Below are 19,320 nucleotides of genomic sequence, written 5' to 3'. Positions count from 1 at the left end.
CTGATCTCCACGCCTTCCACCGTGAAGAACCGTCCGCTCCGGTGCCGGATGTCGCCAGTGCGTTCGTCGACGTACCAGCCTTCCAGCTGGTCCAGCGGGCACCGCTTCACGTGGTAGGGGAACCTGCTTTTCTGATCGGTGAACCATTCGTGGAAATCTGTCGTCCGGGTCATGGCAGCTCTCCTTTCATGGCAGCCGGGAGCCGGATCCCGTTTGCGGATCCGGCTTCCCCGCGGAAGTTTTTCGGGACGGAGCGCCGAGCCCTTCGGCCCGGCTGGAAATTCCGGGATCGGTTCGAGGAGCGGTCACACGCCCGTTTTCCACCAGCCGGTGTTCGTGCGGTACCACTCCACGAGCTCGCGCAATCCGTCATCAAGCGACCACCGGGGCGCATAACCCAGTTCGGTGCGGATCTTCCGGTCGTCGACCGCGTAGCGCAGGTCGTGCCCTTTCCGGTCAGCAACCGCGCGCACCATGCTCCAGTCCGCTCCGCACAACCGCAGAACCCGGTCGGTCATCTCGCGGTTGGTCAGCCCGCTGCCACCGCCGATGTTGTAGATCTCCCCCGCCCGTCCGCGCTGGAGGACCAGGTTGATGGCCCGGCAGTGGTCGTCGACGTGCAGCCACTCGCGGATGTTGCCGCCGTCGCCGTAGAGAGGCACCTGTTCGCCGCTGAGCAGGTTCGTGATGAACAGCGGGAGCATCTTCTCGATGTGCTGGTACGGGCCGTAGTTGTTGGAGCATCGAGTGGTCCGGACATCGAGGCCGTGGGTGCGCCAGAACGACCGCGCGACGAGGTCCGATCCCGCTTTCGAAGCGGCATAGGGCGAATTCGGCAGGAGTGGCTCGTCCTCGGTCCAGGAACCCTCCGAGATGGACCCGTACACCTCGTCGGTGGATACGTGGACGACGGTGCCGACCCCGGCCCTGACGCAACCGTCCAGCAGCGTCTGCGTGCCCACCACGTTGGTGCGCATGAACTCGCCGGGACCTTCGATCGAGCGGTCCACATGGGACTCGGCGGCGAAGTGCACGACCGCGTCGTGGCCGGGAAGCACCTCGCCCACCGCCACCGCATCGCAGACGTCGGCCTTGACGAAGTCCAACCGCGGGTGCTCCATCGGCAGGTTCGCGGTGTTGCCCGCGTAGGTGAGCTTGTCCAGAACCGTGATGCGGACGTCGTCCGTGCTGTTCAACGTGGTGCGCACGTAGTGCGAACCGATGAACCCAGCACCGCCGGTGACCAGGATCCTCATGCGGCCACCTCCACAGACGCGTGATCGCCGATCAGCACGCGGTTGCGCTCCTGCCCGCCGGCCGAGCGCACGTGCGCCCACCTGCCGACGACGGAATCGCGAACGCCCGCCACGCCGAGCACCCGGGCACCTTCCAGCAAGATCGAGTTCTCGACCGCGGACCCGGTGATCACGCAGTCCCGCTCCACCGCGGTGTACGGGCCGACCCTGCTGTCGGTCACGACCGAGCCCGCACCGATCACCAGCGGGCCGACCAGGTCGGAACCGCTCACCGTCGCCCCCTCCTCGACGATCACGGGGCCGCGCAGCTCGCTGCGTTCGTCCACCTGACCGCGGACGTCGCCGGCGCACCGGTCGAGCAGGACCCGGTTGCACTCGATGAGGTCATCGATGCTTCCGGTGTCCTTCCAGTAACCGGGGTAGGCCTCGGCCGTGACCTTCGCCCCGGACGAGACCAGGTGCTGGATCGCGTCGGTGATCTCCAGCTCGCCGCGACCGCTCGGGCGGATGGATCGCACCGCCCGGTGGATCGCGGGCGTGAAGAAGTAGACCCCCATGACCGCGAGATCGCTGCGCGGCTTCTCGGGCTTTTCGACCAGCGCGCGGACGATCCCGTCGTGATCGACCTCCACGACCCCGTACTGCCGCGGATCCGACACCTTCGCCGCCAGGAGGTGCGCATCCGGCCGGGTCTGCCGGAAACGACGCGCGGCCTCGCCGATCCCATCACCCAGGACGTTGTCACCGAGGTACATGACGAAGTCGTCGTCGGCGAGGAATTCCTCGGCTATCAGCACGCAGTGTGCCAGCCCGAGCGGCTGGTCCTGCTTGATGTAGGTGATGTGCATGTCCGCCGCGATCGCGGAGTTTCCCCCGATGACCTTCTCGATCTCGTCGGCGTTGTCGCCGACGATGATTCCGACCTCGCGCACACCGATGTCGCGGATCGTTTCCAGGCAGTGCACGAGCACCGGTTTGTTGGCCACCGGAACCAGTTGTTTGGCCAAGGAGTGCGTGAAGGGACGCAACCTGGTCCCTTTTCCGCCGGACAGTACCAATGCCTTCATGTCCATCCCTCGTTGAATCCGCAGGACAACGCGAGGACAGCGCTGCCCCGAGCCTGCAGGAGCGTGTTGGAGACGTGAGCTGGAAGTGAGCCGGCGTCTTACGGGGCGGCACCGACGTGGTTGCCACCGCGCCCCGGCGCCGACTGGCGGGTGGGGGTGAAAGGGACGATCGGGGGGCCGTCGCCGAAGTAGTGGGCCAGGGCGGCGGCGATCCGTTCGGAAGCCCTTCCGTCGCCGTACGGGCTGATCGCCAGGTCGGTCGCCCGCGGCCCGAGCGGTTCGCGCAGCAGCGCGGATGCGGTGCCCGCGATGGCGTCGGCGCTCCTGTCGACCAGTTGCGCCAGGCCCGCCTCGATCCCTTCGTGCCGCTCGGTGACCTCGCGCAGCACGAGTGTCTTCTTCCCGAGCGACGGGCCTTCTTCCTCAGCGCCGTTGCTGTCGGAAACGATGAGGTCACTGCGCCGCATCAACCGGCAGTACCCCGGGTACGGGAGCGAGTCGACGACCGTGATGTTGGGATGGCCGCCGATCTTCGGCAGCATCGCGTCCCGGACCACCGGATTGGGGTGCATCGGCACGACGACCCGGACGCCGGGGTCGGCGGCGATGTCGGCCAGGGCCTGCGCGATTTCGGCGAGTTCGCCCCAGCTCTCGCGGCGATGCGCGGAGGCCAGGACGACCCGCCGCGGGTCCGTGTCGAGATCGTCGAGCGCGGGGTTGCCGTAGGAATGGCCGTGTTCACCGATCCACCGCAACGCGTCGACGATGGGATTGCCGGTGATGCGGACCGAATCCGGGTCGATCCCCTCCCGGACCAGGTTCTCCCCGTTCCCCGGTGTCGCGGCCAGGTGCAACGAGGCGATCTGGCCGATCATCCTGCGGTTGGCCTCCTCCGGGAACGGCGAGTGGAGGTTCCCGCTGCGCAGACCCGCCTCCAGGTGCACGACCGGGATGCGGTTCTGAACCCCGAAAAGCGCGCCGGCGAACGAGCTCGCGGTGTCGCCGTAGACGAGCACCGCGTCGGTCCGGCCCGGATCGACATGGTGCGAGAGCCCCTCCAGCGATCGGTAGGTCACTTGGGTGGGGGTTTGTTTCGCCCGCATGACCTCGAGATCGATGTCCGGTTCGAGGTCGAAGATGCTCAGGGCTTCGTAGAGCATCTCGCGGTGCTGGCCGGTGGAGATCAGCGTGAGGTCGAATCGGGGATCGGCCCGGAGCGCGTGGACGACCGGCGCGCATTTGATCGCCTCGGGACGAGTTCCGAGGACGAGAGCGATCGAGCGCATGGGCCTCCTTCCGTGAATCGGTCGCGCCCGAACGTGGAATGCGCGACGAAAGAACCTTCAGCGGAATTCTTCGGGTACGAGCCTAACCGCGTCCCCCAGAAATCCTCTGAAGAACTTCTAGAGCCCGAAAAGAGAGCATTCCTTACCGCTTCGACCGGCCGTGCACAGCATTAGGCGCTGCCCGTGCGGCACGGGCAGCGCGTGGTCGTTTCTTTTTCAGGAATGCGTTTGCCGAGTCAGCCCTTTCGCGTGTTGGCTCACCTCGCGGCGGGGCTGCGCCCCGCCAGCACACCACCGTCGACGGGCAAGGTCGCGCCGGTGATCCATCCGGCCTTCTCGCTCGCGAGGAAGAGGATCGCTTCGACCACGTCGGCGGGCTGCCCGTGGCGGCCCAGCGGGTGAAACGCGTGCACCGAGTCGAGCACCTCCCTGGCCTGCTCGCCGGACATGAACCGCTCGTAGGCCGGCGTCTCCACGAAGGCCAACGCGACCGTGTTGACCCGGACGTTCTCGGCGGCCAACTCGATCGCGAGGTTCTTGGTCAGCGCGTGACGTCCGGCCTGGGCCGCGGAATAGGCGCTGGTGGGAGTCGTGGAGATCGCGTCGGCCGCCCACATGGAGCCGACGTTCACAATCGCCCCGCCACGCCCCCGCATCTGCGACGCCGCCGCCTGGGACGTCCAGAACGTCGGCCGGAGAATGGAGTCGAGGGCCTCCTGGAAGTGCTCCTCGGTCTGTTCCAGGAACGGCGTGGGCCGGAAGATCCCGGTGCTGTTCACCAGGACGTCCACCCGGCCGAAACGGTCCACCGCGGCAGCGACGAGCGCCTTCGCGGTTCGCGGTTCGCTCACATCGCCGGCGAAGAGCCGAACCCGCTCGCCGGAAGGATCGATCTCGTCCCTGGCAGCATCGAGCACCTCTTGGCGCCGGCTGTTGAGAACGACGTTCGCCCCTTCCTCCAGAAAGCGCTGCGCGGCGAGCTTTCCGACGCCGCCACCGCCGCCGGTAATCAGGACCACCTTGTTCTCGAAATCCACTCTGCGCTCCTTTTCCAGCGCTCTCCGAAAAATCCCCAGTATTCGCGCTCCGGCCCGCACCGCCGGGACCGCGGACCCGCGCGGCGATGCGCGTCAGCACGGACGATCCCGACACTAGCGACGGCCGAAGGGGAGGACCAATAGGGATGACAATAAGTTCCATCGGGAATCCGATGCTTGCCGAAACGGCGTCCGGAACCGCACAACCGTCCACGGTCGGCCCATCTTTCACTACGCCGTTCAGACGATCTCCCGGGAACACCCGGGAGCACGACCCGCTCCAATCCCTGGGAATCACCTGGTGACACGCGGTTTCCTGAACGATCTTCACTTCACTGGATTTGTTGCGCGTTTCCATTCTTTATTGATATTTCTCACACCCGGCTCGACCGGGCTCAACCAGGAGTGGTACTCAGTTTCCCCGGGCCGTTCGCCAGTGGCACGATGACTCGCCACGACGGGCTCTGCTGTATCGATCGAGGGGCAATCGACGCGCTCCCTGGTTGAAACTGCAAACAATGCTAGGGGGATCATGGATTTTCGAATACTGGGGGATCTGCGCGTCGGCGCGGGTGACGTTTCCTGCGTTCCCAGCGCTCCGAAACCGCGTCAGCTCCTGTCGCTCCTGCTGCTCAACGCCAACGAATTCGTTTCCACCGACGCCTGCGCCGAAGAACTGTGGGACGGGAACCCGCCGCGGACCATGACCGCCACGCTGCACACCTACATCCGGCAACTCCGGAAGCTGCTGGCGGCACCGCTGGAGGCGGACTCCCTCCCGCACGCTCGGGGCAGGCTCGTCACCGGTCAGCGCGGCTACCTGCTCAAGGTCGGAGAAGCGGAGTTCTTCGACCTCCGCGAGTTCACGAAGCTGACGAAGGAGGGGCGTGCGGCCCAGGACGACTCGGTGGCGTCCGATCTCCTCCGCCAGGCGCTGGACCTCTGCCGCGGCCCCGTGCTCAACGACGTGCATCCGGGACCGCGCTTGCGGAGCAGGATCAACGCGCTGGACGAAGCTCGGCGCTTCGCCGCCGAGCAGTGCTTCGCCGCCGAGCTGCGGCTGGGGCGGCACCACGGCCTGCTCAGCGATCTGTGCGAGGCGGCGGAACAGGATCCGCTGAACGAGAGCCTGCAGGGGCTCTACATGCTCGCCCTGTTCCGGTCCGGGCGCCAGGTCCAGGCGTTGAGCGTCTTCCGCCGCACGCGCGAAACGCTGCGGGCAAGCCTGGGACTCGAGCCTTCCGCCCGCATCCGACGGCTCAACGACGCGATCCTGACCAGCGATCCGCGCCTCGACCTGCCGTGCCCCCAGATCTGAGCCCCGCTGGCCGGGTTCACCACCCGCTGCGCGATGCGTGCGCGGTGCCGACGCACCACGCACGCATCGCGCGGCTCAGCCCAGCGCCTTCTCCAACAGCCACCGCGCCCTGCCCGCGAACCCGGCTTGCGCTTCCTCGGTGTTGGTGAAGCAGGTCAACCGGTAACCCCGGAACGGCGACACCGTCCGGAGTGGCGATGACGATCCGGTGATGGTCGGCACCGGTCATGACGAACAGGATCTCTGCCATTTCCCCGCTTTCTTTTCACGAACACCTGCGGTTCGCAGCCAAGACAATAATCCGACCGGCACCACCCGAACCAATAGGCATGCCATTATGATCGATAGAAAGTCCGATGGATCAGATTCGAATCGCGGCGCGGTGGAACCGCTGCCGGAGCGGCGACCAATAGATCTCGGACTGCTGCGGACGTTCCTGGCCGTGCACCGCACCGGGTCGTTCACCGCCGCCGCCCGGCTGCTGGCCCTGTCCCAGCCGACCGTCACCAGCCAGGTGCGCGCGCTGGAACAGCGGTTGGGGCGCAGGCTCTTCGACCGGCTCGCCCGCGGCGTGTCCCCCACGGCGGTCGCCCACGAGCTCGCCGCCGAAGTGGCGGGGCCGCTGGACGAGCTGGCCACGGTCGCCGAGCGGGGCCGTTCCGCCACCGCCGAACCCGCCGAGCCGGTGCACCTGGGAGGGCCTGCCGAGCTGCTGTGCGAACGCGCCCTGCCCTCCCTCGCACCGCTCGTGGACCAGGGACTGCGGCTGCGGGTCACCACGGGACTCGCCGACGACCTGCTCGAACGGCTGCGAGCCGGTCAGCTCGACCTGGTCATCTCCGCCATCCGGCCGCGTGGGCGCACCATCACCGCCATCCCGCTCATGGACGAGGAGTTCGTGCTCGTGGCCGCTCCCTGCTGGGCCGAACGCATCGGCACCGTCTGCCCGAGCGATCCCGGAGGGCTGCACGGCGTCCCGCTGATCACCTACGCCGACGACCTGCCCATCGCCCGGCGCTACTGGAGGCACGTCTTCGGCACTCGCCTGACCACGCATGCCGCCGTTGTCGTCCCCGACCTGCGTGGCGTGCAGTCCGCTGTCGCGGCCGGTGCCGGGATCACGGTGCTGCCTCGCTACCTGTGCGCGGCCGAAATCGATTCCGGCAGGCTGATTCCCCTGCTCGAACCCGCCGAGCCGCCCATCAACACGGGTTTCCTCGCCCACCGCACCGGAGCACCGGCGCGTCGCCACGTCACCCTCGTGCAGGAGCGGCTCCTGAGCGAAGCGGCTCAATGGTGAGCCCCCGGGAAACCAATTCTCGCGCGGCCCGGAATTGATGACGGCTCATCGGAGACCGAATCGCAGGACGACCGATGAACGAATTCGCGCGAATCTCAGTCCAGCTGGTCGGCCAGTTCCATCCAGCGCAGCTCGATCTCCTCCTTGTCCTGCTCGACCGCGCGCAGGTCGGCGTTGAGCTGCTGGAGGCGGTCGGGCTCGGTCGCGGCCTCGGCGAGCTTGACGTGCAGCTGCTCCTCGCGGGCACCCAGCTTGTCGAGCTGCCGTTCGAGCTTGCTCAGCTCCTTGCGCGCGGCCCGCTCCTCGGCGCCGGACAGGCCCGTGGGCTTCGGCGCGTCGGTGGCCTGTTTGCCGAGGCTTTCATCCGATCCGGCCAGCAGCGACTGCCTGCGCTGGAGGTACTCCTCGATGCCGCCGGGCAGGTGGGTGAGCCGACCGTCGCCGAACAGCGCGAACACGCTGTCGCACACCCGCTCGACGAGGTACCGGTCGTGCGAGACCACGATCAGCGTGCCGGGCCAGGTGTCGAGCAGGTCCTCCAGCTGCTGGAGGGTGTCGATGTCGAGGTCGTTGGTGGGCTCGTCGAGCACGAGCACGTTCGGCTCGGCCATCAGCAGCCGCGCGAGCTGGAGCCGCCTGCGCTCGCCGCCGGACAGGTCGCCGACCGGGGTCCACTGCCTGCCCTTGCCGAAGCCGAAGCGCTCGCCCAGCTGCGAGGCGGAAAGCTCGTACTTGCCCAGCGTCACGCGCTCGGCGACGTCCTCGATCGCCTCCAGCACGCGCCAGTTGCCGGGCAGGTCGTGCAGTTCCTGCGTCAGGTGCGCGAGCCGGACCGTCTTGCCCTCGATCCGCCTGCCGCCGTCCGGGCCGCGGTCCCCGGCCAGCAGCCGCAGCAGCGTGGTCTTGCCGGACCCGTTCACCCCGACCAGCCCGACCCGGTCGCCCGGCCCGATCCGCCAGGTCACGTCCTCCAGCAGGGTCCGGTCGGCGATGCGCAGGTCGACGTTCTCCAGCTCCAGCACGGTCTTGCCGAGGCGGCGCTTGGCGAACGCCAGCAGTTCGACCGAGTCGCGCGGCGGCGGCACGTCGGAGATCAGCGCCTCGGCGGCCTCGACCCGGTAGCGCGGCTTGGAGGTCCGGGCCTTCGCACCTCGCTGGAGCCACGCGAGTTCCTTGCGGGCGAGGTTCTGCCGCTTCTCCTCGGCCTGCTGCGCGAGCCGGGCGCGCTCGGCGCGGGCGAAGACCCAGTCGGCGTAACCGCCCTCGTACTGCTCGACCTTGCCCTGCACGACCTCCCAGGTGCGGTTGCAGACCGCGTCCAGGAACCAGCGGTCGTGCGTGACGACCACCAGCGCGCAGCGCCGCTGCAGCAGGTGCTCGGCCAGCCAGCGCACGCCTTCGACGTCGAGGTGGTTGGTGGGCTCGTCGAGCACCAGCAGGTCCAGCTCGCGGACCAGGGCCGCGGCCAGCGCGACCCGGCGCCGCTCGCCACCGGAGAAGCCCTCGACCGGGGCGTCCAGGCCGAGGCTGGTGATGCCCAGCCCGGTCAGCACCGACCGCACCTTGGCGTCGGCGGCCCACTCGTGCTCGGCGGCGAAGCCGTGCGGGTCGAGCACGGCGTTGCGCACCGTGGAGCCCTCCGGCAGCTCGGTGCGCTGGGTGACCACGGCCATCCGCAGGTCACGGGTGTGGCTGACCCGGCCGTCGTCGGGCTGCTCGGTGCCGGACAGCACCTCCAGCAGCGTCGTCTTGCCACCGCCGTTGAGCCCGACCACCCCGATCCGGTCAGCGGCTCCGACGCCCAGCGAGACCCCGTCCAGCAGGGGGCGCACGCCGTAGCTCTTGCGCACCGATTCCAGGTTGATCAGGTTGACCATCGGGTGTTCGTCGCTCCTCGTTCATGTCGAGCAGGGATTTGAGACCACAGTTTCAAATCCTGAATCCGGCCGGGGCCGGATGGCGCTTGCGCGCCACTTGAAGCCCCATCGGGGGCTTCAAGCCAATCGGGGGCTTCAAGCATGCACTTGCGGCGGCGTAGGCCGATCCGCGCGATCGTCTCCGACGACTCGGGCGCCGGGCACCGGTCCCTGCGCGACCCGGACAGTGCGGCACACGCCGGCGCCGGACAGTTCCGCCGCGACCCGCACCGCCGAGTCCGCGTCGGTGCACAGGAAGGCGCAGGTCGGTCCGGAACCGGACACGATGCCCGCGAGCGCTCCCGCCTGGACGCCCGCGCGCAGGGTGCGGCGCAGGCCCGGGCGCAGGGACACCGCAGCCGCCTGAAGATCGTTGCCCAGCAGCAGTGCGAGCTGCCTGGGGTCGCCCGAGGCCAGCGCCTCCAGCACCGGTTCGACCTCGCCGACCCGGCCGGGGCCGGACTCCTCGCGCAGCCGGTCCAGTTCGCGGAACACGCCCGGCGTCTCCAGGCCGCGGCGGTCGAGGGCGATCACCCAGTGGAAGGTGTGCCGCGCCAGCACCGGGATCAGCTGCTCGCCGCGGCCGGTGCCCAGCGCCGTGCCGCCCTGGAGCGCGAACGGGACGTCGCTGCCGATGCCCGCCGCGATCTCGGCGAGCTCGTCGCGGCCCATCTCCAGCCGCCAGAGGTGGTTCAGCGCGAGCAGCGCGGCGGCGGCGTCGGCGCTGCCGCCCGCCATCCCGCCCGCGACCGGGATGCCCTTGCTGATCGACACCCGCACCCCGGGCTCCTCCGGATCCCGGCCGCAGCGCTCGGCCAGCGCCCGCACCGCCTTCCAGGCGAGGTTGCTGGGACCGGTCGGTACCGAGTCCGCCCCTTCACCGCGCACCTCGATGCCGGGCTCGTCGGCGATGTGGACGGTGACCTCGTCGGTCATCGACAGCGCCTGGAAGACGGTGACCAGCTCGTGGTAGCCGTCCTCGCGGGTGTCGCCGACCGACAGGTGCAGGTTCACCTTCGCCGGGACTCGGACGGTGATGGGGGTTGGTACCACGGAGAGCACCCTTAAAGCGTACGTGTACCGGCGAGTCGCCCGCCGAGTTCCCTGGACACGGACCTGAAGAAAAGGCCCGCGCGCCCTCCGGGCCACCGGAGGACGCGCGGGTCCTGACCTCTGACCAGACCGTCAGGAAGCGGGGATCACGCCCACGCCGCCGTAGGTCTTGTTGATGTAGTCCTTGACCTCGGGGGACTTCAGCAGCTCGGCGAGCTTCTTGATCCGCGGGTCCTCGGCCAGCTTCGGGCTGGTCACCAGGCCGTTGGCGTACGGGTTGTTCTCCGCGCTCTCGACCGCGATCGGGTCCTTGAGGTTGGCCTTGATCGCGTAGTTGCCGTTGACGACCGCCGCCGCGGCGTCGTCGACCGAGCGCGGGAGCTGGTCCGGGGACAGGTCCTTGAACTGGAGACCCTTCGGGTTCTCCGCGATCGCGGCCTCCAGCCGGGTGCCGACCGCCGCCTCCGGCTTGAGCTTGATCGCGCCGTTGGCCTCCAGCAGCTTCAGGCCGCGGAACTGGTTGGCCGGGTCGTTGGACAGCGTGACCGTGGCCCCGTTCGGCAGCTCCTGCACCGACTTGACCTGCTTGGAGTAGATCGCCAGCGGCTCCAGGTGCACCGGGGCGACCCAGCTGAACTCACCGCCGCGCTTGGACTTGTACTCGTCCAGGTAAGGGATGTGCTGGAAGTAGTTGGCGTCGATCTCGCCGTTGGCGACGGCCTCGTTCGGCCGGTTGTAGTCGTCGAACTTCGTGATCTCGAGGTCGATGCCTGCCTTGGGGGCCAGCTCCCGGTCCACGTACTCCAGGATCTCGCCGTGCGGCTGCGGGCTCACCGCGACCGAGAGCGGGGCGTTCGGGTCGTCGGAGGCGCTGCCCCCGCCGCAGGCGGCCAGGGCGAAGGCGGAGACGGCCACCAGGCCGGCAAGACGAACACGCATCGGATCGGTTGTCCTTTCTTGGCTCCAGGACCGGGGGTCAGGAGATGTTCGCGGAGCGGCGCCGGTCGACGACCTTCGCCGCGATGTCGGTGATCAGCTGCATGGCGAACGCGAGCACGCCGAGGACGACCACGGAGCCGTACAGGATCCGGTCGTCGTATCCCTGGTAGCCGTCCTGGATGGCGGTGGTGCCGAGACCACCGCCGCCGATGGCACCGGCCATCGCGGCGTAGCCGATCAGCGCCACCGCCGTCACGCCGACCGCGCCGACCAGCGCCGCCCGCGCCTCGCCCAGCAGCACCGTCCACACGATGCGCAGGCGGCTGGACCCGGTGGTGATCGCGGCCTCCACGACGGTGAAGCTCACCTCGCGGAGCGCGTTCTGGGTCAGCCTGGCGAAGAACGGCACGGCGCCGATCGTCAGCGGCACGATCACCGCGGAGCTGCCGATCGAGGTTCCGATCAGCAGCCGGGTGAACGAGGCGAGCACGACGAGCAGGACGACGAACGGGATGGATCGCACCACGTCGACGACCACGCCGAGGATGCGGTACAGCGCCGGCCTCGGGTTCAGCCCGTTCGGCGAGGACAGGTGCAGCAGCACCCCGAGCGGCAGTCCTCCGACCACCGCCAGCAGGGTCGAGATCAGCACCATGTAGAGCGTTTGCCCGGTCGCCTCACCGAGAATTTCCAGGACCTCCGGCCAGGGGGTCGCATCACTCACGCAGCAGCTCCGTCAACACACACGGGTGCACGACGCACGTGCGCGTCGTGCTCGATCATCCACTTCAGGGCCGACTCCGACCGCTCGCCGCTGAGCCCGACCCGGAACTTCGCCACCGGCGTCTCGCCGAGCCGGGTCAGCCCACCGCCCAGGATGGACAGTTCGACTCCGAACCGGCTGGACGCCTCCGGCAGCAGCGCGCCGACCGCGGCGAAGCCGACCAGGACCACCTCGGCGACGACGTCGTGACCGGTCGCCGACGGCTTCAGCGACGCGGCCTGGTTGGTCTCGGGCAGCAGCGTGGAGCTGATCCGGCTGCCCGGTTCGGCGACCAGGTCGAGGACCTTGCCGTGCTCGACGACCTTGCCGTCCTCCAGCACCGCGACGTCGTCGGCGATGCGGCGGACCACGGCCATGTCGTGGGTGACCACGAGCACCGTGACGCCCAGCTCCGAACGCGCCCGGTCCAGGACGGTCAGCACCGAGTCGGTGGTGGCGGGGTCGAGCGCCGAGGTCGGCTCGTCGGCCAGCAGCACCGACGGCTTGGCCGCCAGCGCGCGGGCGACCGCGATCCGCTGCCGCTGGCCGCCGGAGAGCTGGTCGGGGTACATCGACGCCTTGTCGGTCAGGCCGACGAGGTCGAGCAGTTCGCCCACCCGGCTGCGGCGCTGCGGGCCCGCCATCCCCGCCGCCTCCAGCGGCAGCGCGACGTTGCCCGCCGCGGTGCGCTGGCGCAGCAGCGAATCACCTTGCGGCACAACGCCGATCTGCCTGCGGGCGGCGCGCAGCGCCTTGCCGCCGAGGGAGACGAGGTCGGTGCCGTCGACCCGGATGGCGCCGCTGTCGGGCTTCTCCAGCAGCGCGATGCAACGGGCCAGGGTGGACTTACCGGCGCCGCTGGGGCCGACCACACCGCACACGGCTCCCGCGGGCACCTCCATCGACACACCGTTGAGCGCGACGACGTTGTTCTGGTTGTGCTGGAAGGACTTGGTGAGGTTCTCGACTGTGATCACGATCGGCTCCGCATCAGCTCACATCGGTCCGCGGGCACCCCGCAGCAGCGGGCGCCTGCACGGCCGGAAAGGTTGGTAACGGGTCAGGAAGGACTTCGGGGAGTCACATCTCGCGACGACAGCCGGTCGTCGTCCGCCGCCCGTGGTCGATGACGCGGCGTTGGGTCAGCAGCAGCTCGGGGTAACCGAGGCTCGCGCGGCCGGGCCAGGACGGCGCCTCTTGCGCGTGCGGGCTGCGTACCAGAACTTTCGACACCACAACTCCATCGGTCCTGGCGTTAGCACCTGCCCGTCCGGGTGGTTGCTGCGGCGTCTGGGAGCCAGGTCTCTCGGCCGCTCGGGATGGATTTCCCGAATAGTAGACCCCACTGGCCGAATCCGACGCAAGTTGATACCGGTCACTTTCCGAAATCGTTTGGTACATCACACGCTCGGACGAGCGGGAATTTTCAGCCCTGATCAGACGTTGGCGTGACTCTGCGTAGCAAGATCACCACGTCTCACCTACCGCCGAACGTGTGTTACCCGACGGTCCGGGAAGCCTCCGCGATACGCGCGAAAGCGGTGATCTCCAGCTGCTCCCCGCGCGCGGCGGGGTCGATCCCGGCAGCCCGCAGGATCTCCTCGGAGCGCGCGGCCGAACCGGCCCAACCGGACAGCGCGGCGCGCAACGTCTTGCGCCGCTGCGCGAAAGCCGCGTCCACCACCCGGAAGACGTCCTCCCTGGACATCTCCGACGGCGGCTCGACCCGGTCGAACGCGACCAGCCCGGAGTCCACATTGGGCACCGGCCAGAACACGTTGCGCGGCACCGGTCCGGCCCGCCGCACGTCGGCGAACCACGCCGCCTTCGCGCTGGGCACGCCGTAGACGCGGCTGCCGGGCCGGGCCGCCATCCGGTCGGCCACTTCGGACTGCACCATCACCAGGCCGTGCCGCAGGCTCGGCAGTTCCGCCAGCAGGTGCAGCACGACCGGCACCGCGACGTTGTAGGGCAGGTTCGCCACCAGCGCGGTCGGCGGCCGGTCGGCGAAGGCGTCGGCCCGCACCCGCAGGGCGTCGGCGCCGATCACGCGCAGCCGGTCGGCCAGGTCCGGGGCGAACTCGGCGGCGGTGCGGGGCAGCCGGTCGGCGAGCACCGGGTCGATCTCGACGACGGTGACGCCCGCGGCGACCGGCAGCAGGGCGAGCGTGAGCGAGCCGAGGCCGGGGCCGACCTCCAGGACGACGTCGTCGGCGGTCAGCGAAGCGGTGTCGACGATGCGGCGGACCGTGTTCGGGTCGTGCACGAAGTTCTGGCCGAGCTTCTTGGTCGGCCTGATGCCCAGCTCACCGGCGAGCCTGCGCACGTCGGCCGGTCCGAGCAGCCGCGCGTTCGCGGCGGATCGGTCGACGGGGTTCTCAGGCTGCTCGTCCACGTCAGGAAAAGTACCCGCGCTCGGCCGCACGGGTCACCGCACCCTCGGCATCCGCGCGGAAACCGCCGCCCGGGAGTGGCGGTCTCCGCGCGGTGCGGGTCAGTCCAGGCCGAGCTTGGCCGAACAGTGCGGCCAGGCGCCGTAGCCGCCGCGCGAGTCGCGGACCTTGGTCGCGACCGCGATCTGCTGCTCCCGGCTGGCCTGGTGCGGGTACGCGGCGTACTGGTCACCGCCGTAGGCGTCCCAGGTGGACTTGTCGAACTGCAGGCCGCCGTAGTAGCCGTTGCCCGAGTTCATCGCCCAGTTGCCGGTCGCCTCGCACTGCACCAGCTTGTCCCACACGCCGCTGTCCGGCGGCTGCTTGCCGCCGACGCGGACGACCTTGGGCTCGGCGGGCTTGATGATCTTCTCGCCGACCGCCTCGCGGCCGGTCTCCTCGCCGTTGCGGGTGGTGACCCGGGTGAAGACGATCTTCTCGCCGGGCACGCCCGGCTTCTCGACCTTCTCCTCGCCCTTGAACATCGTGTTGTCCACGATCTCCTCGACGGGCGGGGGGATCGGGGTGGTCACGTTGACCACCGTGTTGCCGTTCCGGGTGATGCTGATCTCGGAACCGCTGGTGATCTTCTGGTCGCCACCGGGCGTGATGTGGTCTTCCGGCCCGAGGTTGAGCTGCTGCTCGCCGATCAGCTCGTCGACCGTGACCGCGGTCGTGCTGAGCTTGCGCGGCTCGCCGCCACCGTCGCGGACGGTGATCTCCTTGCTGGTCTTGACGACCAGGTCCATGCCCTGCTCGGGCACGGCCATCGCGCGGCTGGCCGACAGCCACGCGCCGTCGGCGGGCACGCCGAGCTGGCGCAGCGCCTGGTCGACGGTCACCGACCGGACCCACTCCTCGCGCTGCTCGCCGTCGACGGTGAGCTTGAGCAGCCTGCCGCGGTCGAGGGTGATGGTGTCGCCGTGGCTGATCTTGGACTGCGGGGACGGGCTCAGCGCGTCGTGCGCGCCGACCTGGATGCCCGCGTCCTCCAGCACCTCGCCGACGGTGTCGTCCCAGGTGGTGACCGAGCGCTCCTGGCCGTCCACCTCGACCGTGACGGACTTGTCCATCGCGGCGGCGGCGGCACCGGTGCCCGTCATGGTCAGCACGACCGCGGCGACGGCGCCCTTGAGGAAGTTGCGCTTCCACGAGCTGATCGCCTCGACGACCTCCGGCGGCGGACCGTCCGGGCCGTCGGTCTCGGATTCGGTCTCCGGCAGGACCAGCGGCGGCAGCACCGTGGTCTCGGCGTTGATGAGGCGGATGACCTCGTCGACGTCGATCTCGGCGGTGGCGAGCATGTCCTCGGCCTGCGGGCCGAGCGCCTCGAAGATGTCCTGCGGGGTGATCTCGAGCGCACCCGGCGGGAAGCTCGGGTGGTCACCGGCCGGGTACCGCTCCGCGGGGCGGTCGAGCAGACCGACCGCGGTCGGTGCGTCATCGCGCACCGGGGTGAACCAGTCCGTTGATGCGTCGAAGGAATCGGCCCAGTAGGCGTCGCGATTACCGGAGTAACCGGTATGCGCACCGGGCGTGCCGCGTCCGTTCACAGGGTCGTTACCTCCGGAAGGCGGAAGTCGTGCGCCGGCGACGGGACGGTGGTCGAGCTCATCTGCCTCGAACTCCGTTCATCCCTCGCGGGCACGTAACCTTCGTGCTTCGTTGTGCGTCCGACTCCCGTAGCCAAGCGCCGTCCTAGCCCGTCCGCTGACCCTCGAAGGTCCGCGAACCCGGCTTCCCCGACGAACACCGGCGGCGACTAGCGGGTGTTTCCCATGACTGCATTGTCATCGGTTACGAGGCCGAGACTCTAGCGTGATCTGTGCAAGGTGCCAAGAACCCGGATGATCGCTGTGACCTGCGTTACGCCGATTTGCCGCGCAACTCGACGCTGTCCGTAACCGGATTTCGGCACGCTGGCCCGCATGGATGTCATTTGATTGGGCCAAATGGCGCAGAGTTCCCGCACGGTTCGGGCAAGTTTCGTCGCCCTGCGTGTCTTTTTGCGCTATGTCACACCCGCACAGTCTCGTCCGGTTCGGTCAGTTCGGGGCCACCTGCCGCAGCCGGAAGGTCCGTTCGGCCGTGCGCGCGGTGGCCAGGACGAGCTCTTCCAGATCAACCCCGCGGAGCTCGGCCAGGTCTCGCAACGTGTAGTTGACGCAGTACGGCTCGTTGGGGCGACCGCGGAACGGGTGCGGCGTCAGGAATGGCGCGTCGGTCTCGACGAGCATCTGCTCGGACGGGACCAGCGCGGCTGCCTCGCGCAGCGCGTGCGCGTTGCGGAAGGTCGCGGTGCCCGCGAAGGACAGCACGTAACCCTCTTCCACGCACGCGCGCGCGAAGTCCGCGTCACCGGAGAAGCAGTGGAACACGACCGTCTCCGGCGCTCCTTCTTCTTTGAGGATGCGGAGGATGTCGGCGTGCGCGTCGCGGTCGTGGATCATCAGCGGCTTGCCCACCCGCTTGGCGAGGTCGATGTGCCAGCGGAACGCCTCCTGCTGTGGCTCCGGCGGCGAGTAGTCCCAGTAGTAGTCCAGCCCGGTCTCCCCGACCGCCACCACGCGCGGGTGCCGCGACAGCTCCTCCAGCACCTCGCGGTCGGCGTCGCCGAAGTCCTTGGTGCGGGTGGGATGCAGCGCCACGGCGGCGAAAACCCGATCGTCCCAAGTGGACGCTTCGACGGCCCAGCGCGCGGCGGCGATGTCGTCGGCGACGGTCACCACGCGGCCGACCCCGGCGGCCTCGGCGCGGTCCACGACCGCACGGACCTGCTCGGCCGTCGACGCACCGCAGGCGTCGAGGTGGGTGTGCGCGTCGACCGCGGAGGCTGGCAGCGCCTCCGGAACCGGCGGCAGCTCCCGCTTCTTGTCCCGCTTGCTCATCAACCCTCCACAGTGCCGGTGCGGGACACCCGCACCCGGTCGGCCTCGATGAGCCGTCGAAAAGCATGGCCCATCAGTCCTCCAAAGCGCCGGTGCGGGACACCCGCACCCGGTCGGCCTTGATGAGCCGTCGGAAAGCATGGCCCATCAGTCCTCCACAAGAAACAGGGCACTCCCGGACGGTCCGGGAGTGCCCAGCTGCACGATCCGCGTCAGCTCTCGATCGGTGCCCATTCCGGGCCGGTCTCGCCGAGCGAGGCGTCGAGCTTGGCGAACAGCGGCGTCGGCTTCTTCAGCGGCCGTCCGACCTCGATCTCCCTCGACTCCCAGCTCGCCTGCTCGGCCGCGTACTCGCCCATCAGCACCGGGTACTGCCGCTCCGGGACGTCGAGGTCGTCGACCTCCCGCAGCTCCGGCTGCGCCGACCACACGCCGGTCCCGCCGAGCAGCTCGTGCACCTTCTGCGCCGAGTGCGGCAGGAACGGGGTGAGCAGCGTGTTGGCGTCCGAGACGACCTGGAGCGCGGTGTGCAGCACGGCGTCCCGGCGGTCCGGGTCGTCCTTGAGCTTCCACGGCTCCTGGTCGGACAGGTACTTGTTGGCCGCCGAGACGACCCGCATGGCCTCCTGCGCCGCGAGCTTGAACCGGGACCGCTGGAGGTGACCGCCGACGGTCTCGAAAGCGTTGCGGGACAAGGACTTCAGCTCCTCGTCCGCGGCCTTCGGGGTGGTCGGGGCCGGCACCGCGCCGTTGTTCTTGGCGGCCATCGACACCGAGCGGTTGACCAGGTTGCCCCACTCGTTGGCGAGTTCGAAGTTGGTGCGGCGGACGAACTCGTCCCAGGTGAAGTCGGTGTCCTGGTTCTCGGGGCCCGCCACCGAGATGAAGTAGCGCAGGGTGTCCGGGCCGAACTCGCGCAGGAAGTCCCGCACGTAGATCACGGTGCCGCGGGAGGTCGAGAACTTCGAGCCGCTCATGGTGAGGAACTCGCTGGAGACGATCTCGTCCGGCAGGTTCAGCGTGCCGTACGGGCCGACCTCGCCGCCCTTGTCGCCCTGGCCGTTGTGGCCCATCAGCAGCGCGGGCCAGATCTGGGCGTGGAAGGTGATGTTGTCCTTGCCCATGAAGTAGTAGCCCTGGGCCGACGGGTCGGTCCAGAACTGCTTCCAGGCGTCCGGGTCGCCGGTGCGGCGGGCCCACTCCACGCTGGCCGAGAAGTAGCCGATCACGGCGTCGAACCAGACGTAGAGCCGCTTCATCGACTGGTCGCGCCAGCCGTCCAGCGGGATCGGCACGCCCCAGTCCAGGTCGCGGCTGATCGCCCTGGGGCGCATGTCCTCGACCAGGTTCTGGGTGAACTTCAGCACGTTGGACCGCCAGCCGGTGCGGGTGGACAGCCACTTGCCCAGCGACTCGGTGAACGCCGAGAGGTCCAGGAACAGGTGCTCGGTCTCGACGAACCGCGGCTTCTCGCCGTTGATCCGGGAGACCGGGTTGATCAGCTCGGCCGGGTCCAGCTGGTTGCCGCAGTTGTCGCACTGGTCGCCGCGGGCGCCGTCGTAGCCGCAGATCGGGCAGGTGCCCTCGATGTAGCGGTCCGGCAGCGTCCGGCCGGTGGACGGGCTGATCGCGCCGGTGGTCGTCTTCGGCACGATGTAGCCGTTGCGGTGCAGCGCCAGGAAGATCTGCTGCACCACCTCGTAGTGGTTGCCGGTGGTGGTGCGGGTGAACAGGTCGTAGGACAGGCCGAGCCCCTGGAGGTCCTCGGTGATCACCCGGTTGTACTTGTCGGCGAGCTCGCGGGTGGTCAGGCCCTCCTTGTCGGCCTGGACCGAGATCGGGGTGCCGTGCTCGTCGGTACCGGAGACCATCAGGACCCGGTTGCCCGACATTCGCTGGTAGCGCGAGAAGACGTCCGAGGGCACACCGAAGCCGGAGACATGGCCGATGTGCCGCGGACCGTTGGCGTATGGCCAGGCCACAGCGGTCAGCACAGAGGCACTCATGTTCCATAGCCTACGTATGGTGGGCGTTCGGTTTCGAACGGGTTCTCGTTGTGCGCGGA

General features: G+C 69.0%; 17 protein-coding genes and 1 riboswitch. Of the genes, 2 read left to right on the top strand and 15 right to left on the bottom strand.

Going from position 1 to position 19,320, the window contains the following annotated elements:
- The 5 genes from ABD691_RS33695 to ABD691_RS09015 all read right to left on the bottom strand — a co-directional run.
- On the bottom strand, nt 1-173 hold a 173-nt coding region (locus tag ABD691_RS33695; protein ID WP_425565030.1), incomplete at its 3' end, for an NDP-hexose 2,3-dehydratase family protein.
- Nucleotides 174-305: 132 nt separating this feature from the next.
- On the bottom strand, nt 306-1,256 hold the full coding sequence (rfbB, locus tag ABD691_RS09030) for a dTDP-glucose 4,6-dehydratase (protein ID WP_344679052.1): 951 nt from the start codon (nt 1,254-1,256) through the stop codon (nt 306-308).
- A complete protein-coding gene (locus tag ABD691_RS09025; RefSeq protein ID WP_344679051.1) occupies nt 1,253-2,323 on the bottom strand; it encodes a glucose-1-phosphate thymidylyltransferase in 1,071 nt (356 codons plus the stop codon). The genes rfbB and ABD691_RS09025 overlap by 4 nt, the downstream gene beginning before the upstream one ends.
- Nucleotides 2,324-2,421: 98 nt before the next feature.
- Complete coding sequence (wecB, locus tag ABD691_RS09020; protein ID WP_344679050.1) at nt 2,422-3,609, bottom strand: non-hydrolyzing UDP-N-acetylglucosamine 2-epimerase; 1,188 nt, start codon at nt 3,607-3,609, stop codon at nt 2,422-2,424.
- 257 nt (nt 3,610-3,866) lie between these two features.
- Nucleotides 3,867-4,646: an SDR family NAD(P)-dependent oxidoreductase gene (locus ABD691_RS09015; RefSeq protein WP_344679049.1), complete on the bottom strand. Its 780-nt coding sequence runs from the start codon at nt 4,644-4,646 to the stop codon at nt 3,867-3,869.
- Nucleotides 4,647-5,178: 532 nt separating this feature from the next.
- On the opposite strand from ABD691_RS09015, the gene ABD691_RS09010 reads away from it, so the two are divergent.
- Both ABD691_RS09010 and ABD691_RS09005 read left to right on the top strand, forming a co-directional pair.
- A complete protein-coding gene (locus tag ABD691_RS09010; RefSeq protein WP_344679047.1) occupies nt 5,179-5,964 on the top strand; it encodes an AfsR/SARP family transcriptional regulator in 786 nt (261 codons plus the stop codon).
- Nucleotides 5,965-6,346: 382 nt separating this feature from the next.
- The gene (locus tag ABD691_RS09005) at nt 6,347-7,264 is read left to right on the top strand and encodes a LysR family transcriptional regulator (RefSeq protein ID WP_344679046.1); all 918 of its coding nucleotides are present in this window, start codon (nt 6,347-6,349) and stop codon (nt 7,262-7,264) included.
- A gap of 95 nt (nt 7,265-7,359) precedes the next feature.
- On the opposite strand, the gene ABD691_RS09000 is transcribed toward ABD691_RS09005, so the two are convergent.
- The 10 genes from ABD691_RS09000 to metG form a co-directional block, all read right to left on the bottom strand.
- Nucleotides 7,360-9,141, bottom strand: coding sequence for an ABC-F family ATP-binding cassette domain-containing protein (locus ABD691_RS09000; protein ID WP_344679045.1), 1,782 nt, complete (start codon nt 9,139-9,141; stop codon nt 7,360-7,362).
- A gap of 135 nt (nt 9,142-9,276) precedes the next feature.
- Complete coding sequence (locus ABD691_RS08995; RefSeq protein ID WP_344679044.1) at nt 9,277-10,233, bottom strand: 4-(cytidine 5'-diphospho)-2-C-methyl-D-erythritol kinase; 957 nt, start codon at nt 10,231-10,233, stop codon at nt 9,277-9,279.
- A gap of 132 nt (nt 10,234-10,365) precedes the next feature.
- Nucleotides 10,366-11,172, bottom strand: coding sequence for a MetQ/NlpA family ABC transporter substrate-binding protein (locus tag ABD691_RS08990; protein ID WP_344679043.1), 807 nt, complete (start codon nt 11,170-11,172; stop codon nt 10,366-10,368).
- A gap of 37 nt (nt 11,173-11,209) precedes the next feature.
- Nucleotides 11,210-11,896 (bottom strand): methionine ABC transporter permease, encoded by a 687-nt coding sequence (locus ABD691_RS08985; protein ID WP_344679042.1) that lies wholly within the window; start codon nt 11,894-11,896, stop codon nt 11,210-11,212.
- Nucleotides 11,893-12,912 (bottom strand): methionine ABC transporter ATP-binding protein, encoded by a 1,020-nt coding sequence (locus ABD691_RS08980; protein WP_344679041.1) that lies wholly within the window; start codon nt 12,910-12,912, stop codon nt 11,893-11,895. The genes ABD691_RS08985 and ABD691_RS08980 overlap by 4 nt, the downstream gene beginning before the upstream one ends.
- Nucleotides 12,913-13,015: 103 nt before the next feature.
- Entirely contained in the window at nt 13,016-13,168 is a 153-nt protein-coding gene (locus ABD691_RS08975; protein ID WP_344679040.1) for a hypothetical protein, read from the bottom strand.
- A gap of 4 nt (nt 13,169-13,172) precedes the next feature.
- A riboswitch (SAM riboswitch) is annotated at nt 13,173-13,261 on the bottom strand.
- A gap of 172 nt (nt 13,262-13,433) precedes the next feature.
- Nucleotides 13,434-14,330, bottom strand: a complete 897-nt coding sequence (rsmA, locus tag ABD691_RS08970) for a 16S rRNA (adenine(1518)-N(6)/adenine(1519)-N(6))-dimethyltransferase RsmA (protein WP_425565027.1) — start codon at nt 14,328-14,330, stop codon at nt 13,434-13,436.
- A gap of 99 nt (nt 14,331-14,429) precedes the next feature.
- Nucleotides 14,430-15,920 carry a resuscitation-promoting factor gene (locus tag ABD691_RS08965; protein ID WP_344679039.1) on the bottom strand — a complete coding sequence of 497 codons (1,491 nt, stop codon included), beginning with the start codon at nt 15,918-15,920 and terminating at the stop codon, nt 14,430-14,432.
- Nucleotides 15,921-16,412: 492 nt separating this feature from the next.
- Entirely contained in the window at nt 16,413-17,255 is an 843-nt protein-coding gene (locus ABD691_RS08960; protein ID WP_344679038.1) for a TatD family hydrolase, read from the bottom strand.
- Between the two features lie 212 nt (nt 17,256-17,467).
- Nucleotides 17,468-19,261: a methionine--tRNA ligase gene (gene metG / locus ABD691_RS08955; RefSeq protein WP_344679037.1), complete on the bottom strand. Its 1,794-nt coding sequence runs from the start codon at nt 19,259-19,261 to the stop codon at nt 17,468-17,470.
- Nucleotides 19,262-19,320: the final 59 nt, after the last annotated feature.

Origin of the sequence: Saccharopolyspora taberi (assembly GCF_039534165.1) — a bacterium.
Taxonomy (GTDB): domain Bacteria; phylum Actinomycetota; class Actinomycetes; order Mycobacteriales; family Pseudonocardiaceae; genus Saccharopolyspora_D; species Saccharopolyspora_D taberi.
The sequence above is the reverse complement of the archived record's forward strand: the minus strand, read 5'-3'. Positions and strand labels throughout refer to the sequence as shown.

Coding starts and splice junctions, on each gene's coding strand:
- metG (WP_344679037.1), bottom strand. CDS start 19,261: ATGAGTGCCTCTGTGCTGACCGCTGTGGCCTGGCCATACGCCAACGGT.
- ABD691_RS09000 (WP_344679045.1), bottom strand. CDS start 9,141: ATGGTCAACCTGATCAACCTGGAATCGGTGCGCAAGAGCTACGGCGTG.
- wecB (WP_344679050.1), bottom strand. CDS start 3,609: ATGCGCTCGATCGCTCTCGTCCTCGGAACTCGTCCCGAGGCGATCAAA.
- ABD691_RS09025 (WP_344679051.1), bottom strand. CDS start 2,323: ATGAAGGCATTGGTACTGTCCGGCGGAAAAGGGACCAGGTTGCGTCCC.
- ABD691_RS08960 (WP_344679038.1), bottom strand. CDS start 17,255: ATGAGCAAGCGGGACAAGAAGCGGGAGCTGCCGCCGGTTCCGGAGGCG.
- ABD691_RS09010 (WP_344679047.1), top strand. CDS start 5,179: ATGGATTTTCGAATACTGGGGGATCTGCGCGTCGGCGCGGGTGACGTT.
- rfbB (WP_344679052.1), bottom strand. CDS start 1,256: ATGAGGATCCTGGTCACCGGCGGTGCTGGGTTCATCGGTTCGCACTAC.
- ABD691_RS08990 (WP_344679043.1), bottom strand. CDS start 11,172: ATGCGTGTTCGTCTTGCCGGCCTGGTGGCCGTCTCCGCCTTCGCCCTG.